At 28.7% G+C, this 16,666-nt stretch carries 11 protein-coding genes; 6 read left to right on the forward strand and 5 right to left on the reverse strand.

Translation table 11 applies throughout. From position 1 onward, the window contains the following. Nucleotides 1–49: 49 nt before the first annotated feature. From ACXLDF_RS14395 to ACXLDF_RS14405, 3 genes are all read right to left on the reverse strand, one after another. Complete coding sequence (locus tag ACXLDF_RS14395) at nt 50–1,153, reverse strand: SIS domain-containing protein (RefSeq protein ID WP_457559240.1); 1,104 nt, start codon at nt 1,151–1,153, stop codon at nt 50–52. Nucleotides 1,154–1,220: 67 nt separating this feature from the next. Further along, nucleotides 1,221–2,429, reverse strand: coding sequence for a DegT/DnrJ/EryC1/StrS family aminotransferase (locus ACXLDF_RS14400; protein WP_457559241.1), 1,209 nt, complete (start codon nt 2,427–2,429; stop codon nt 1,221–1,223). Nucleotides 2,430–2,634: 205 nt separating this feature from the next. Next, nucleotides 2,635–2,919 carry a hypothetical protein gene (locus tag ACXLDF_RS14405; RefSeq protein WP_457559242.1) on the reverse strand — a complete coding sequence of 95 codons (285 nt, stop codon included), beginning with the start codon at nt 2,917–2,919 and terminating at the stop codon, nt 2,635–2,637. Nucleotides 2,920–3,289: 370 nt separating this feature from the next. On the opposite strand from ACXLDF_RS14405, the gene ACXLDF_RS14410 reads away from it, so the two are divergent. Further along, on the forward strand, nt 3,290–3,919 hold the full coding sequence (locus ACXLDF_RS14410) for a 5-formyltetrahydrofolate cyclo-ligase (protein WP_457559243.1): 630 nt from the start codon (nt 3,290–3,292) through the stop codon (nt 3,917–3,919). Between the two features lie 71 nt (nt 3,920–3,990). Here ACXLDF_RS14410 and ACXLDF_RS14415 read toward each other — a convergent pair whose 3' ends face one another. Together ACXLDF_RS14415 and ACXLDF_RS14420 are read right to left on the reverse strand one after the other, a co-directional pair. Then, nucleotides 3,991–4,617, reverse strand: a complete 627-nt coding sequence (locus ACXLDF_RS14415) for a hypothetical protein (RefSeq protein WP_457559244.1) — start codon at nt 4,615–4,617, stop codon at nt 3,991–3,993. A gap of 53 nt (nt 4,618–4,670) precedes the next feature. Continuing rightward, nucleotides 4,671–5,675 carry a TIM barrel protein gene (locus ACXLDF_RS14420; RefSeq protein WP_457559245.1) on the reverse strand — a complete coding sequence of 335 codons (1,005 nt, stop codon included), beginning with the start codon at nt 5,673–5,675 and terminating at the stop codon, nt 4,671–4,673. 423 nt (nt 5,676–6,098) lie between these two features. Between ACXLDF_RS14420 and ACXLDF_RS14425 the strand changes: the two genes are divergently transcribed. The 5 genes from ACXLDF_RS14425 (at nt 6,099) to ACXLDF_RS14445 (ending at nt 16,644) form a co-directional block, all read left to right on the forward strand. Continuing rightward, complete coding sequence (locus ACXLDF_RS14425; protein ID WP_457559246.1) at nt 6,099–7,928, forward strand: hypothetical protein; 1,830 nt, start codon at nt 6,099–6,101, stop codon at nt 7,926–7,928. A 79-nt stretch (nt 7,929–8,007) separates the two neighbouring features. Next, nucleotides 8,008–8,997 carry a winged helix-turn-helix transcriptional regulator gene (locus ACXLDF_RS14430; protein WP_457559247.1) on the forward strand — a complete coding sequence of 330 codons (990 nt, stop codon included), beginning with the start codon at nt 8,008–8,010 and terminating at the stop codon, nt 8,995–8,997. 105 nt (nt 8,998–9,102) lie between these two features. Beyond that, nucleotides 9,103–10,152, forward strand: a complete 1,050-nt coding sequence (locus tag ACXLDF_RS14435) for an ABC transporter ATP-binding protein (protein ID WP_457559248.1) — start codon at nt 9,103–9,105, stop codon at nt 10,150–10,152. 46 nt (nt 10,153–10,198) lie between these two features. After that, nucleotides 10,199–13,579, forward strand: a complete 3,381-nt coding sequence (locus tag ACXLDF_RS14440) for an FtsX-like permease family protein (RefSeq protein ID WP_457559249.1) — start codon at nt 10,199–10,201, stop codon at nt 13,577–13,579. Continuing rightward, on the forward strand, nt 13,576–16,644 hold the full coding sequence (locus ACXLDF_RS14445; RefSeq protein WP_457559250.1) for an ABC transporter permease: 3,069 nt from the start codon (nt 13,576–13,578) through the stop codon (nt 16,642–16,644). Before ACXLDF_RS14440 ends, ACXLDF_RS14445 begins: the two co-directional genes overlap by 4 nt. The last annotated feature ends 22 nt before the right edge of the window (nt 16,645–16,666 follow it).

A 16,666-nucleotide genomic window follows, 5' to 3' on the forward strand; every position in this document is an offset into this window, starting at 1 on the left:
GTTTTAATTTGCTGAAAAAAATTCCATATCTTAATTTTGGGAAAAATAATCATAATTTGGAAATTTTTGAAAGATATATAGGTCGATCACAATCATTATTTTGAATTGCGGCAATTTCTACCACTAATAATTGAACGGGAATAATTGAGAAAAGGGGATAGAAAAAATCGCTACACTTGGGTATATCTATAGAGATCTCTAATTCCTTTATGAAATCGTTTGGATTTTTTATGCCTAATATGGTTACTCCCTTTTTTTCAAGACGTTTAATCAATTTGATAATATCTGAGTGTCGTGAAGTTGCTTCTGGGCGAGGAATAATGCATAGAACAAACGCATCACGGGGATCTGAAAGAAGAGTAATGGGTCCATGTGGGGTTTCTGCCGTAGAAAATGCTTGAGAAAAAATTCGAGCACCTTCTTTAAGTTTTAATGCAGCTTCCATACAATTTGCGTAATCAGGACCTGCTCCAATTACAAAACAATTACGGGAAAATTTAAAGAATGGTGCAATTTTTAAAATTTCCTTATGAATGTCTGGTAAAGCAGATTTAATTAAATTTGGAACAGATTGGAATTCTTTCCAAATTTGATTATATTTTTCAAGAGTTATTTTTTGGCGTAAAAATGCTAAATCAATTGCCAACGCGGCTAATACACTAAGTTGACTAAGATACGTTTTAGTTGCTAAGATGCTTTCTTCCGGTCCTGCTTCAGTGATGATGGAGTTATGTCCGGTGATTTTAGCCAATTGGCTTGAACTATTATTTGAAATTCCAATAACATAGGCACCTTTTTCTTTTGATTTTTTAGCAGAGTATACAGTAAGTTCTGATTCTCCAGATTGACTAATGCAAATAGCCACATGTTTCTTTGCGATTATTGGTTCAATCAAATAAGGAAATTCAGGTGCTAATTCGCAATGTGTTGGATAATTGGCTAATTCGCTGAACCAATATGTCGAAACTAAACCTGCATGATAACTTGTGCCTGATCCAAATATATAAATTGAGACACATTTACTTTTAATGATATTTTTAGCAATACTAAGAGTTTTTTCCCTATTCGTTTCTTTAAAGATAGAATTCTCAATCGAATCGGGAATTTGCATGATCTCTTGAAGGGTTTTTTTACCTAAGTTTTCATTTCTCAACTGAAGTCACCATTATGAACCTTTTTTTCATTTACTATATTATAGCGTTTTCAACTTTCTATATTTCTTAAATGCTATATTTTTCTTGTATTTTTTTTAAAGTTTCTACAATATAATCTAAAGCAGCTTGATTAGAGAGAAGAACTCGGTGATCTAATTGAAAAGCATTACGGTATATTTTTTCAACTACAGGAAAGTGCTCAAGGTTAGATTTTTCATTTCCCCAATTGGCATTACTATAATCGATATTTGGCAACAATTTTACTTTTTGAAACAATTCAAGCCTATGTAACGGAGGATAACATGCATCTGTTGGAATTCCTGCTTGTGATAATTCTTTATACATAATTTTGTAATCAATTCCTCCAAAATATTCCGGATCAAAATAAAAAATTGTCACATAATTAGCACACCCATCAACATAATAATATCTCTTCTGTGGGTGCACTCCAGGAATCAGACTTAAAGCACTATTTAAATAAATCGCGCTTTGATTTCGTTTTTCAAATTGTTTGGGGTATTTTTTTAATTGACTTCGTAACAATGCAGCATTTAATTCTCCTAAACGATAATCTGAGCCGAAGGTAAAATGATCATAAAACCATTCTCCTGGATGGCGCCCGCTATCTAAAATCTCATAAATTTTATTGGCAATATGATCATCACTGCAAATTATAGCGCCTCCTTCTCCTGCATTTAGTACTTTACTTGCTTGAAAAGAGAATGTGCCACAATCACCCCAAAGACCTACAGATTTACCTTTGTATCGACTTCCATGAGCATGAGCACAATCTTCTATGATTTTTAGATCATTCTCTTTTGCAATTTGAAGGATTTCTTCTAAATTGCATGGCATTCCCCCCAAATGAACACAAATAATTGCCTTTGTTTTTGGAGTTATTAATTTTTTAATTTGCTGCGAATCGATAAGGAATGTTTTTGCGTCAATATCACAAAATATAGGTATTGCTCCAACAGCCACAACAGCTGAAGCACTAGCAACAAATGTCCAATCAGATACAATTACTTCATCGCCCAATCCAATCCCAAGAGCACGCAGACAAATTTCAATTGCATGAGTTCCATTGGTACAAGCAAATACATGATTCGCGTTCAAATATTGTGCAAATTCATCTTGAAAATCCCAAACTTGATTTCCTGCTTTATTTTTAGGGGCACCACACCACCAATTTCCAGATTTAATGACATTACTAACCATAGAAATATCTTGATCATCCCAAATGGGCCAATTTGTAAATTTCGGAGGAATATCCATTTCTTTCTCATTTAATCACTAGCGTTCATGAATTACTTAAAACTTCTTCCTAAAATTATATAATAACCCTTTAATTTTAGTTGGAATAATCGACTTTCTATTTATTCTGCTGAATTATATACCACAATACAAATTGAAAATTAAATTATGATGAGAAAGATGAGAGATAACTTACAAGATGAGAAAAGAGAAAAAAAGAAGGAATTTACTCAATTAGTTTTTCGATTTCTTCCATTTTTTCAAGAACTTGCTTGCCTTTATCGGTTAAATAAATTACTTTTTCATTATTCTCGTTTAATTTGAATTTAATTAGTTCTGAATCAAGTAATTGTTTCTTTACTCGTAAATAAGCATTGTAATAACTATCGGATTCTTCAAATTTCTCGAAAAATTTCGATTGTACTGCTTCGCATTTTTCAAAACTGCCTAGAACTTTTAAAGTTTCAGCAAAACCACGTCGTTTCATCAATGTATATAGTCTGTTAGCCATAAAATCATTCCCTGATATTCTTTATTAATTATGATTTTTAGGACTCTATCTTAGGAATATTATAACATCGGATCCAAATTCATTTAATCGACAGATATTGGAACCGTAACATTAATCGACATCTATAATTCTTCAAAATTTCCATCTGAATAGAGTCCCCTAATCATAAATGAGAAGGTTTGCTTAATTAAATTTTGACAAATGTGTCGATATTGGTATCACCCGTACAAATTCCAACGTATTTGTGTTCTTTAAAAAACACTTGTAAATAAATCTAATCTGATTTTTGATAAGGTTATATAGATCGATAATTCCCATTTAAAATGTGTGAGTTGGAAATATTTTAACAATTAGTCTCATTTCAAATGTTATGGAAACACCTCTTGATCCAGCAGAATTAAGAAAAAAAATTCTTAAACAACGAAAAGAACTTCCACTTGTTACACGAATGCAGAAATTCGCTAAAATTGTGAAAAAATTTTTCAATTTATATGATTATCAACAATCTGATTCAATTATTGGATATTTTGGAAAAGTAGAATCAGGAGAATTTGATACTCGACCACTATTAACACAAATTTTAAACGATGGCAAAGCATTATTCCTTCCACGTTGTGTAAACGAAAGGATTGCCTTAGATATTTATAGAATTAATGATATTGTGAATGATGTTGAAGTAGGTGCTTATGGAATAATGGAACCAAAACTTACTTGTCAAAAGATCAATCTAAATAAATTTTTGTCAAATAATCACAAAAAATCTTTAATAATTTTAGTTCCAGGTTCTGTATTTGATATTTACGGAGCACGTTATGGATACGGTGCTGGTTATTACGATTCATTTCTGACGAATAAAGAAATTTTAAAAATTGCTTTCGCTTTAGATAATGCTGTAATGAAATTCCCAATTCCAACACATGAAAAAGATGTATATATGGATATAATAATTACTGAAAAGCAGATATATTTCCAAAATGATGATAACAGAACGAAGGAATAATAAAATACAATTTGAACTTAAGCAATATTTGAATAATAATTGATTTTCTTTTCATTATCCCATTTTTCATTTCAAGTAATACTTGATGGTTGATTAATAGCTTGTTCCAAAGAGGCGAGTATTTCAGGATTAAGCAAAATGATTACTGTTCCTGCAATGATTATAGCCCAATATATTAAAGATAAAAGTAATGCTAAAATTTGCTGCCAATTTCGAGATTCAGTTCTAAAAGCTTTAATAACCGATAGCAAAGCAAATATCTCTAGAAATAAACCAAAAAAGCTTAAATATGGAATAAAAGAGAGAAAAAAACCGAGTATTGCTGAAATAAGGGCGATTTTTGATCGGCTTAATCCAAATGGGGCAGTATTCAAGAGTTGAACAAGTGGATTCTGATTTTGAATAACACGATTATTTGTTTGATTTCCTTCTTCATAAATCGTCGAAAATTGAGATAATTGTAAAGATCTCCTTGCAACTGGTTCAATTTTTGTGTGCTTAAATAAATCAGGAATAGATTGCAATTTAACTGGATAATATAAAAGCTTATACGAATTACTTTGAATAACTAATTTTCTTTGATAAAAAATGCGTTTTTCATCCAATTTATTTTCTTGGAAGAGTTTTGAGCAAGAATGACATAATTTACGTTGATCAACAAAGTTATGATATAATCCACATCCATTGCAGAATGGCATTCTATATTCTCCGAATTATTTATTGTAAAGTAATTCATCATCACTTTAATTTTTTATGTAGATTTTCTTAAATTGTTTAATTTTTTCATCAACCATACTGCATCGGGTTCTAATTTTGGGCTTTCATTAATAATAATCGGTGTTAGTTGATTATCTATAATAAATTGAAAAAGAGAATCAACTTGAGGTCCCCAAGTAAGTGTTTCATTTTCATGATGTTTCTTTTCTCCTTTTGGAGTAAATTCCACTATTGAATAATGAATATGTAAAGATTGAACAACATTAGATCCAAGTTCAGATTCTATTTGATTTATTGTTTTTGAATATAACTGATCTGCAGACAATTTTCCTAGATTTCTCGCATAAAGATGTCCAAAATCAACGCAGGGTCGTGCTTTATTAAGACCAACCGATTTACATATCTCAATTATTTCTGATAAAGTGCCAAGCTGACCATGTTTTCCCATTGTTTCAGGACAGAGGCATATATTTTGAAATTCAGATCTCAAATAAGGATATATTTTTCCTGCCATTTCAATACCAGATCGAATCCCATCGACAATCTTTGTAATTTTATTTTGTATATTTGCATCAATCTTGGAAGATTGAGAAGTACCCATGAATGAATCTAATCCAGATTTATTTGATTTTTTATTTAATAAGATAGATTTACCATAAGAACCAGGATGAAGAACAATGCGCTTTGCATTCAAATAGGTCGCCCATGCATAAGTATGTGCCAATCGTTCTATAGATTTTTCATAAACGATATCATCTTCACTGGTTAGAGATATATAATAGGGGGCATGCAATGAGATTGCCACATTAAATTTCTGAGCATTTTGACGAAATTTTTCATAATCTGGAGAATCTTTAAAATTAGCCATTCTACCCCCTGGAAATTCATAAGCATTTAAATTCAAATTTGCTAAATATTCTGGAATTTCAAATCTTTTTCCATTTCTGATTTTTCCATTTTTCCCTTTTACTTTAAAAAGTTCTTTTTGAACACCAGTTGGCCCTATCCGAACAATATCATTTTCAAATTTATTTATCATTTTATCGCCCATCTTTGGTAGGAAAAGATATTGGAAAAATATTGTTAATTCATATTTATATTTATATTTATATTTAATATAATGTTAATTTAGTAAAAGAGAGGTTGAAGAGAGGGTTTCACTGGGGGGCGTGAAGAGCCCTCCCTTCGGGGGTAGGATTGTGAGGGGTGTGTTATAAAAGAAAAATAGTGCTCAAAAATTTGATTAAATTTAGGGGGGTTTTCATAACAACACTTATTAGTAGCTAACTTTGATTATTTATTTGAATGTATTCTCTTAGACTATTTCCAATTTTTTTTTTAATGCGAGCATATATAGAAAAAGATAGAAAAGGATAAAGTTAAAATGATAATTATTGGACTCAATTACTTTGAAATACATTCCAATAATAATGTACTTTGAAACGAAAAACATGTGTTTATTATGAATTATAACTCACTTGATTCGGGTTCTTTGCCTGAAATTCACTGCCCCGAATGTCATTATCGTCTAGATATACAACTTATAAAATTGCTTTTATCGGGAAAGACAGTATATTGTGAACAATGTGGATTTCCTTTCCATGGCATTGAATCAGGTGATGTCAAACCTTTGGAAAAAAAGCAAGAAAGTCCTTTCATTCAGAAAAATCTTACAAAAGAAGAGATGCAATGGATAAAATGGAAAAAAGAATGGCAAAGAATCAAAACACAATTAAAAAGTAATTTTTCCATAGTATTTTCTGAATTATTCACGAATAAAGGAATAAGTAAGCAAGAAAGTAATTATAGTTCATTCAATACAAATATACAAATAGATAAAAAAGAAAAATTGAAAGAAACGAGAGAAAAAGAGAAATATCAAAAAGATTTATTCCGAACAAAAGAAAATACACGAAAAACAAATGAGAAAATTAAAAATCTTAAATCAGCAAAAAATGTTTTAGTAGAATTGACACCTTTTTATTACACATTAATCCTTATAATCACATTAATTACTTCAATACACAACAGATCTTGGTTTCATTTAGTTGGATTACTTTTGATTGAATTTTATATCATTACATACGATCACCGAGAATTTTTATATTCAGAGAGACGTGCTCATGTTTCTCACGCTGGTATTCCAATGATAATATTAGGTTTTATAAGTATAGGTATAAATGGAATAGGAATATTGTTATTAGCAAGAGGTACCTTATCAGTTCTTATCTTTATCGAAGAAACTAAACAGATATCGCAAAATCACCCTGTAATTCATCAAAATCCTCAATTAAATCTTATCTGGAATCGAGAAATATTTTATTCATTTATTCCATATATTTTCAGTATTTTTATTACATTCTTCATTGCTGGAATTTTAGGAAGACTTGGAAAAATATTTGATAACAAGAATTACAGTCTTGGAAGTTTCTTTTATACTCTACTATCTGGTGGAATCATTGTTTTAATTTTATACTATTCTATTTTACCAACATTAAAATATGAAAAATTAGAAGAGATACCTCTTGAAAAATCAATAATTTTAATTATATGTGGAATTTTCACCTTAAATTTAGGTGTTGGAATTTATTTATTAATAATTGGTGGTTTAATTATAACTTTCCAAAAAGAATTGCGAAAATATGATCAAAAATTACCAGAAGTGTTTGAAATTCGAGATTTGGTTGATATTTTAGTTTTTCCAAATCAAAATGAAACTTCTGAGAATAAAATTAGCAATGTCTTAGATAATTTAGATCAACCGGTAAACTACAACAATAGAAAAAAAGTAAAACGATTTGATCCACAAACTGGTGAATTACTTCACCCGGAATCAATTATTTCAAACAAAAATTTTCCAAAAGAGGAAACAACATTTAATAAGAAGAAAATAGCAGCACAAAAGGAAAATTTAACACCTCACAATCTTTTAATTCGGCAAGAAAATATCCGTCCAGTTCCTCCTGAAGGACAAATTTCGAAAATTATTTTCACAGTACTGGATCCAGAAATTAGGGAACGATTAATTAAATTACCCATTTCAAATGGAGAAAAGGATGAAATATCCAAAGCATTCTTATATTTAAACAAAAATGCTCAGAAGAAGTATATTTTAGAGCTTGAAAATGTTAATAAATCAGAAGACTTAATCAATACACAATATATAAATCGCATTCGTTCCTTAGATATGGCAAGGGAAGAACAAGATTTTTTAATAAATCAATTGAAATATTTACCAGAAGAAGATTTAGATGAATTTGTATATATTTTAGAAAAATCAAATAAAAATTAATAAAAAGTTTGAAGAAATAAAAGAAATGAGATGATTAAAAAGTTTTTAATCATAAGGTTTACCAGGATTGGAACAAAACATGGCTGAAAAAGAACTAATTAAACACATTGAAAAAGAAGAAATAAGTGAAGAAAAAAAAGAAAAAAATCCTAAAACGCCAATAAATAATGTAATTAACTCTTCAATCCTTCGTAAAAATAATGCTAGTTTAAGCTCAATTCCACTTAATTTAGCACCTTTTCCTAAATCTACTAAATCAGCTAAATCCATTTCAAGTGAACGGACAATTCAAGAATTTAAAGCAGCTAAAATTGATCCAATAGAGAAAATTCATAAAGAATTTGAAGACCTTTCTGATTTGGAAAAAAATGTTCTTAGTATCGCGGAGGAGATCTTGAAACAAAAACGTTATAAAGCAGACATACAAGTAGAAAGAGTAGAAATGCTCAGCCCTTTAATGGAAAAATTATATTCAAAGTGTATTGCAAGATTAACTCATAGTAAAGGTTATTCAAAAGAGCAAATATTCCAAGCAATTAAATCATTATCAGAAAAACGTTGGATTGTTTCAGATCAACGTCGTACTCGTAGAGAAATTTTAGGCACAAAGACCTTACAACAAGTTCTTTCCTTTATTCATGATTATCCAGGTACTCATGCAAGAGACACTAGAATAGAAGAAGTAATTGGCATTACACGAAATCCTTTCATTAAACATGTCATGGTCTTAGAAGCTTTTGGACTAGTTCGTTCAAAGAAAATTGGAAGAACCCTTAATTATTTCCTAGCTAATTTACCAGAAATATTCGATGAATTTGTTGTACTTTTTTCAAATCCTTTAGTCGTTGATATTATCAAGATTCTTTTAAAGGAAGAGAACATCGGTCTATCTGAAATTGCTCGAAGACTTGGTGTTTACCATGGAGCAATTCAATATCATGTTAAAACTTTGGAAAATAAAGACATTCTAATAAAAAATGAGAAAGGAATGCACATAAATCGAAGTTTATTGAAAAGTTATAATGATTTATATAAAATTCCACCATTTGGTGATTTTATCGAGAAATGAAAACTTATTCGCAGTCTAATTTTTATTTCCTAATTCAGTAAAAAATGAACTTTCATTTCTTATAATTAATATATTTTAAAATCATAACGCCTTCTCTATCTTATTATGGCGGATGAAATTTTGTCTTCAACAACGAAATTGGAAGGGGAAAGAATTCCCATTGTTGAACTTACAGGTGTTTACAAAATTTTCAAACAAAAAAAAATTGAAGTAATGGCAATCAGGGGAATCGATTTAAAAATTTATCCAGGAGAACTTATCGTAATAATGGGTCCCAGCGGTTCTGGAAAGACTACACTCTTGAATTGTCTTTGCGGAATTGAACGTCCTAATGCAGGTTCTGTAAAAATCAAAGGTATGGAAATCACAAAATTACGGGATGAAGGTATCCAAAAATTACTACAAGAAGAAATTGGTATTGTTTTTCAATCTTTTAATCTTATACCTAGTTTAACAGCTGCAGGAAATGTAGAATTACCTATGATAGTTTTGGGAAAATTATCGAAATCAGAACGGCGCGCGAGAGTTGAAGATCTCTTAAAAAAAGTAGGGTTAGAACACCGTATCCATCATCGCCCTAGCACTTTATCAGGCGGAGAAAAGCAGAGACTTTCAATTGCAATGGCTTTTGCCAACGATCCATCCATTATAATTGCAGACGAACCTACTGCAAATGTTGATTCAGTTTCAGCAGAAAATATAATGACAGTTTTCAAAGAATTTATGGCTTCAAACCCCAATAAGGCACTTTTAATTGTAACTCATGATCCTGCGTTGCGAAAAATAGCAGATTATACTCTGGTTATTCGTGATGGTCAATTTGTTCGCCGAATAGAGAGTATGCAAAAAGAAGGGGAAAATAATAATCAATCATTTGATGAAGATGATTTTATTATCGATATGAATTCATCTCGCACTGATACAAAAACTTCTCAAGTAATTCAACAAAAAAACTATCCATATTTGAAAGATATTGAAATATGTCCGCATTGCCATAGTAGGAATATTGTAAAAAAATTGGATGTTGATGAAGTTTTCGCACAAATATGTGATAATAAAGTCATCGAACGAACAGCGATATTCTGCAAAGAATGTAATGAAATCTCCTATATAACAATCACAGCCTTTGATTTAGAAAAAGCAAAATTAAAATAAAGTGAAAAAACAAGAGTGAAAAAGTTTCTAGACATTGAGGGATTTTATGGGTTCATTCATTGGATTCTATTGGAAAAAATCGATTTACAACTTAAAAAATCAATGGTTAATCATTTTTAGTATCAGTATTGCTATTTCAATGATTGTAGGGTTAAGTTTCTATAATAATGCGCTTTTCTCATATCAATTCAATAAATCCTTTGATTTTGTTCCTGATTTTGAGATAAGTCATAAACAAATCTATGGCGAACATCATTCAGCAATCCCAAAACTAGAGTATTCTCTCAATTTTGAAAAAGATTACAATGAAGTAATGAATGCCATTTCAAGATCGAGTTTGCAAATCGAAAAAGTATGTCAATACGGGATTTTAAGTATTGAAGAAGGTTTTTGGGTACATAATCAATGGGCGACGATTAATCCTTTATCTACCGTTAGTCTTTTCGATTATCAAAGGAAATTAAATGCGACTGAAATTGAATTCATTGTTTTTGATAATAATTTTTATAATTCAAGTCGATTTAAACAGTACTTTAAAGTTATTGAAGGAACAACACCAAATAATCCTAATGAGATATTAATAGAATATCGTTTTGCTCAGCAGCTTGGATTAAAAACAAATCAAACTACAAATATTACAATGTTAATTGGTTCTGATCTTGAATATTCTCCTCCAATTGTGCAATATAAAGCATTTCAATTAAAGAATGTAACTATATCTGGAATATATTTAGCAGTCCAAAATGAATATGTCTTTGATACAGAACATTTTATTTATTCTTATACATATGAAGATTATCTCACTAATCGAGAAATTCCATTTTCTATTTCCAAATTTGATGAACCCGCAATGTTTTCTTATTATAATTTTAGTGGTCCTGATATGCAACACCCATTTCAAATATTACATCAAGAAATTGCTCAAGATGAATGGTATTATCAGTATTTACGTACGTCTTACACTCGATCAGGTTATTTTTTAATGTATAACCGTGAAATGTTAGATTTCAATCAAATTCGACACCAAATATCCACAATTCAATCTGCTTCTCAGAATTTATCTATTTATTTACCAATTGATCATGGATTTGTTGATCTTTTAAGCGGTAATATGAAATTATTTTATGATGATTTTAAACAATCAAAATTTCTTTTTCAATTAATCTATATGCCTATAATATTATTCTCATTGACAATTAGTATTTTATTGATGAAATCATCGAAAAAAAAGAAGGAAAAAGAACTTTTCTATTTAAAATCAATGGGAATTAAAAATAAAATTCTAAATAAGATAATCATTTTTGATGGTTTTATTAATGCATTGATTGGTTCCTCACTCGGCATTGTTTTAGGATTTGGAACTTTCTACTTATATGATCAAATCTTCCATGATATTTTTCTTAAAGAAATAGGCGTAAATTTAAACCCTGAAATGAACATTAGTGCCATACTATGGGGTTTTATTTTAAGTATTATAATTAATTTCATATCAATAATTCAAATTTTAAGAATGATTTCTCGTTTAAATTTGGAAAAATTAACCCAAAAAATAAAAATAGAAGAAGATTACTCTGCAAATTTGGACGAATTTATTTTATTTTCTGCTAAGACAAAAAAGAAACATTCAATAAAAAATTCAGAATTAAAAAGCGAGAATTATTTTAATAATAAAGCGAAAATAGAAACAGTTACAAATGAAAAATTAAAATATACTTATGTTCTCTTTAAAAAAATTAAATTATTATTTGGAACTAAAATTTTTAAAGAAGAAAAAGAAGAATGGCAGAACCAAGTTTCAGTAAAAACCTGGTTGTTACTTTTTTTTGGAGCTATTCCTATCATTTTATTTTTCTTATTAATTCTAAAAAACAAACTGGTTTTTTCTGATTTAATGATTGATTTCTTTTCGACACTACAAAATAACTATGAAATTATCGAATTTAGTTTTTTTATTGGTGTTATTATGATAATAATTGGAATAGTTCGGATTATTTCATTAGAACGCCCTAAATTCTATGCAAGATTAGTAAAAATTATATCACATATCACCCTCGGTGAATTTGACAAATATATTTCAGTTAACTTGATAGGAAAAAAAAAATGGAATGCAATTTTGATTCAGTTGACCCTTCTTTTTTCTGGGGTAATTGCATTAAATATTCTGAGTAATACTACCTCAAATTATTTAAGAATGCCTGAAGTTTTTCAGATTGGAGCAGATGTTAATATTTCTTATGAAGATCCTTATTTCAAAAATCAAAGTGATATTCTATCGTTTGAAAACAAATTTAGAAATTTATCTGATTTAACAAACCAAAAGATCATTGAAGATTTAGCTTTTTACTATAAGAGCGAATATTGTTATTATTCTCAAACACTGGAATTAAACCCAGTGACTCAAAGAAAAATCCAAGTAATTTCACTTGAAACAAACAAGTATCTCACGATCTTTAGTCAAAATAAGGTATTAGATGTAAATCCAAATCTTTATTCGAGTTTAAAAGGATTAATCAAATTTAACCAAGAAAATGATAATTTTACTGGTATTATTGTAAGTTCACATTTTCTTAGAAAAAATAATTTAGATATTGGAGATAGAATTATGATTTCACTTCATTATTATGGTGTTCCAGACAATCAGCAATATATTGATCACCCAGTGCAAATTATTGGTGCAATAGATATTTTTCCTGGAGTTTATTATAGTAGCACAAATGATATCTCAGATATAATTTTAATTGACTATAATGAAGCCTTAACAGAAAATGAAGCTTTATTGGGTGAAGAATTTCATTCTTTGATTAAATTAAAGGAATTCTCTAAAAATACAAATCAAGAATTATTATATAATATAATGCTAAAGTTTCTATCAAATTATTGTAAATTTCCTATAATTCAATTTCAAGACCCAGATTGGGATGAGATTTCACCTATTAAGATCGGAAATCAAGGAAATTTATCAAATATTTTTGGTTTACTCTATTATGATTTTATAATTATAGGGTTTTTTGTTGTGGGAGAAATTGCAATTCTGTCTCAAATTTTCCTAAATTCATCAAAACCAATTGAAAAACGTCTTTTGGGTAGAGGGATGAAAAAAAATCAACTAATTACAATTAGGATAGTTGAATTTGGAATTATATTAATTACAGCACTTATAATAAGTATTCCAATTGGAAGTTTGACCGCTTTAAGTTTTATAAAATTTGAACTTTTAAGTAATAGCTCACGAATCGCTGGCGAGATTCCGAGTGATTTTACTTTCCCCATTTTTTCAGACTTAAATGAAATTAGTCAAATTCTATGCATTTTTTTAATTATAGCATTAAGTATTTTCACAATTAGCAATTTTATCAATAGATTTTTTCAAAAGAAAGAAACATCTTTAAAAATTAGTATGAAAAAGGTTCAAAGGAAAGAAAAATGAGAACAAAATTAAGTTTTTACATAAAAGAAAGTTGGAAATATGTAAATGATTCCAAATTAGCGATTTTAACATTAGCAATAGCGATATCAATGGTAGCAGGTTTTGGATATTATTTTGATTCAGCCCAATTTTTCATCATGCAAGAAACAAACTATAATGTTTTTGATTATTGTGCACAAATAAATAATCCAAATGCAAAAAACTTAAATTTTTCTATAACTTCCTCTGAAATTGAAGTTGAAAATGCTTTCCTTTCATCGAATTTAGAAATAGAACATTCATATTATTATCAATTATATACTAATCCCCGTCTTTTTCTATATTTAAGTCAAAACAAATACAATGGATTTACGTGGTATTTAGTAGAAACTGATTTCTTTAATTCGGAGCGTTTTAGTCAATATTTCCAAATAACTTCTGGAAATATCCCAAAAAAGACTAATGAAATATTAGTCAATGAACAATATGCTCAAGAATTCAATTTATCAGTTGGTTCTAATCAAAGTATTCCTTTTAGGTTAGGTATAACAAATATCGAAATAATTGAGATACCAAACATAAATATTGTTGGATTTTTCAGACCCAAAAAAGATTTATTTCAATTTGGAACTCCAGAAGATGTTATTGAACCTGATACAAATATATTTTTACAATCTGTTAATTTTTCTGAACAGTCTCAATTAAAACCTAACAGAATATTAATTAACCATTTACAGAATCATACAGAATTTGAAAATAAAACTAATTTATTGTTCAATATTAAAACTTATGTTGCTTTTACAACAGATCGAACAAAAATTAAAGTTTCATGGCTAAGTGCTTCAGCAAATGAAATTTCCGCAAGATATGAACAATTTAAAAGAAAATTGCCCACCTATGTAAAACCATATAATTTACTCTCAATTTCTCTCCAAAATCAATTTCATTTTCAAGCAATAGTTCGCCTTTCTATCCAATTCACAAATTTACCTTTATACATTTTTGCAATTTACATGGGGTCTATGGCAAATAAAACAAAAGTGAGAAAGCGGTATCACGAATTCTTTTCAATGCGAATGCGAGGATTTCCAAAAAAAATGATTCGTAATCAATTTTTGATGGAAGCATTGCTAAATTCAATTTTTGTTTCTGTTTTGGGAACATTTTTGGGAATAGGGGTATTTTTCTTAGGCCAACATTGGTTAAATCCCCTATTTCTCAAAGATTTTAATCAAACAGGATTTGGACTTGATTTTCATTTCACTTCTCAGACAATTATAGAAACATTCCTATTTGGAACTATTTTAAATATTTTAGCAACAATGTCAACAATTAAGCACATAAATAAACTGAAAACATCTGAATTATCATCTGAATTAAAAAATATCTCAGGTGACGTAGATTATGATGAATCATCATTATACTATCAGAAAAAAAATAGTGAAAACATTAAATCAGATCAACTCGATATTGAGAATTTTATGAAGAAAAAAGAAGAACTTATTCCAAAGTGGGGATTAATTGCTGTTTTTAGTTCTTTAATACCAATATTACTCTTTATTTTAATGATTTCAGGTCAAAATATTATAGTTTCAGATACACTAATTGAAATTTCAAATGTGCTTTATAGTCGAATTAATGCCTTAATAATTTTAACAATAATTTCACCAATGTTACTTGTTATAGGAATTATTAGATACTTAATTGTCGAATCTCCACCAAGATATGCTCGAATTTCACGATTTATTTCTAAAATTTTTGTAGGTAAAAAGAATTACTTCGTAGGAATAGAAATGGTGCGTCAAAAACAATTTAGGCAAATTATGTTTTTAGCTGGTTTTTATGTGGCAATGTTGATGTTTTCCAATTTAACAACAAATACATTATTTCGATTAGAACAAGTCAAATCAAATATTGAATGTGGAGGAGATATAAATTTAGAATTTACAATTTCTAAAACAATTTTTTCAAACTACACAGAATTAACGAATTTTGAAAATCAAATAAAAGACTTAAAAAATGAGAAAAATGAAACAGTATTCTCCGATTTCACACATGCTTTTATTCGTAATCAATTTACTGGTAATGGATTTCGTCAGATATTCTATTTAAATCTATCTGATTATTACTCACTTATATCTGAAGATGAAACCAAACTATTACCTTCAACAAGTTTATTAAAAGATATAAAAGATGCAATTGAATTTAATGAAAATTTAAAGAATGAAACTAATAAAGTTGGAATTATTGTTAGTTCAACTTTTCTTAATGTTAATAATTTTCAATTAGGGGAAACTATCACTTTTCTACATTCAAGTATTAATTTCACTTCAGGACAATATATTACAAAGCAAATTTCAGCAAAAATCATAAAAGTTATTGATGTAATGCCTGGATTATATTTTTCAAAAACAAATGAACCTAGTGATTTCATAGTTGTTAGTGATCAAATCTTCTCAGAATACGATATTGATATATTTCCAAGTAAGATTATAAGAGAAATCATAAATATTAATGAAAATTTAAAACAACCTGATTTTACTGTCCAAGATGCGAAAAGTTTGATTGAAAGTTCAACTACATATAGATTATATAGTACAAATTATAAAATATATAATGAACAATGGGCTAAAATCGAAGGTGCATCTCTAAATCAATCAAATATCCCTTATTTAGGATTATTCTACTTTAACCTTATAATTATTGGAATTATTTTGGCAATTGGTATGGCAATTCTAATAATTAATTTGCAAGATCAAAATCGAGGATTATACGGAGAATTAATTGCTCGTGGTTTTGGACGGAAGGGAATAAATTTACTAGTTATTTCAGAAATGTCAATTTCTTTTCTTATTTCTCTAATTGTAGGGACATTGGCTGGAAGTTTTACTTCAGTTGCTTTTTGTAGATTATATGGATTATCTGGAGGTGGTAAAATTTATAATTTTCCTATATTTTTCGATCTAGTTGAATATTTACTTATTTTAGGAGGAATTTTTGCATGTACTTATCTCCTCTTAGGATACACACTTTACAAATATAAAAAACAAGAAATTTCCGAATTTTTGTTGGAAGTAGAAGCATAAAAAATATACTTTGAATAAACAT

Source organism: Candidatus Harpocratesius sp. (assembly GCF_054039255.1).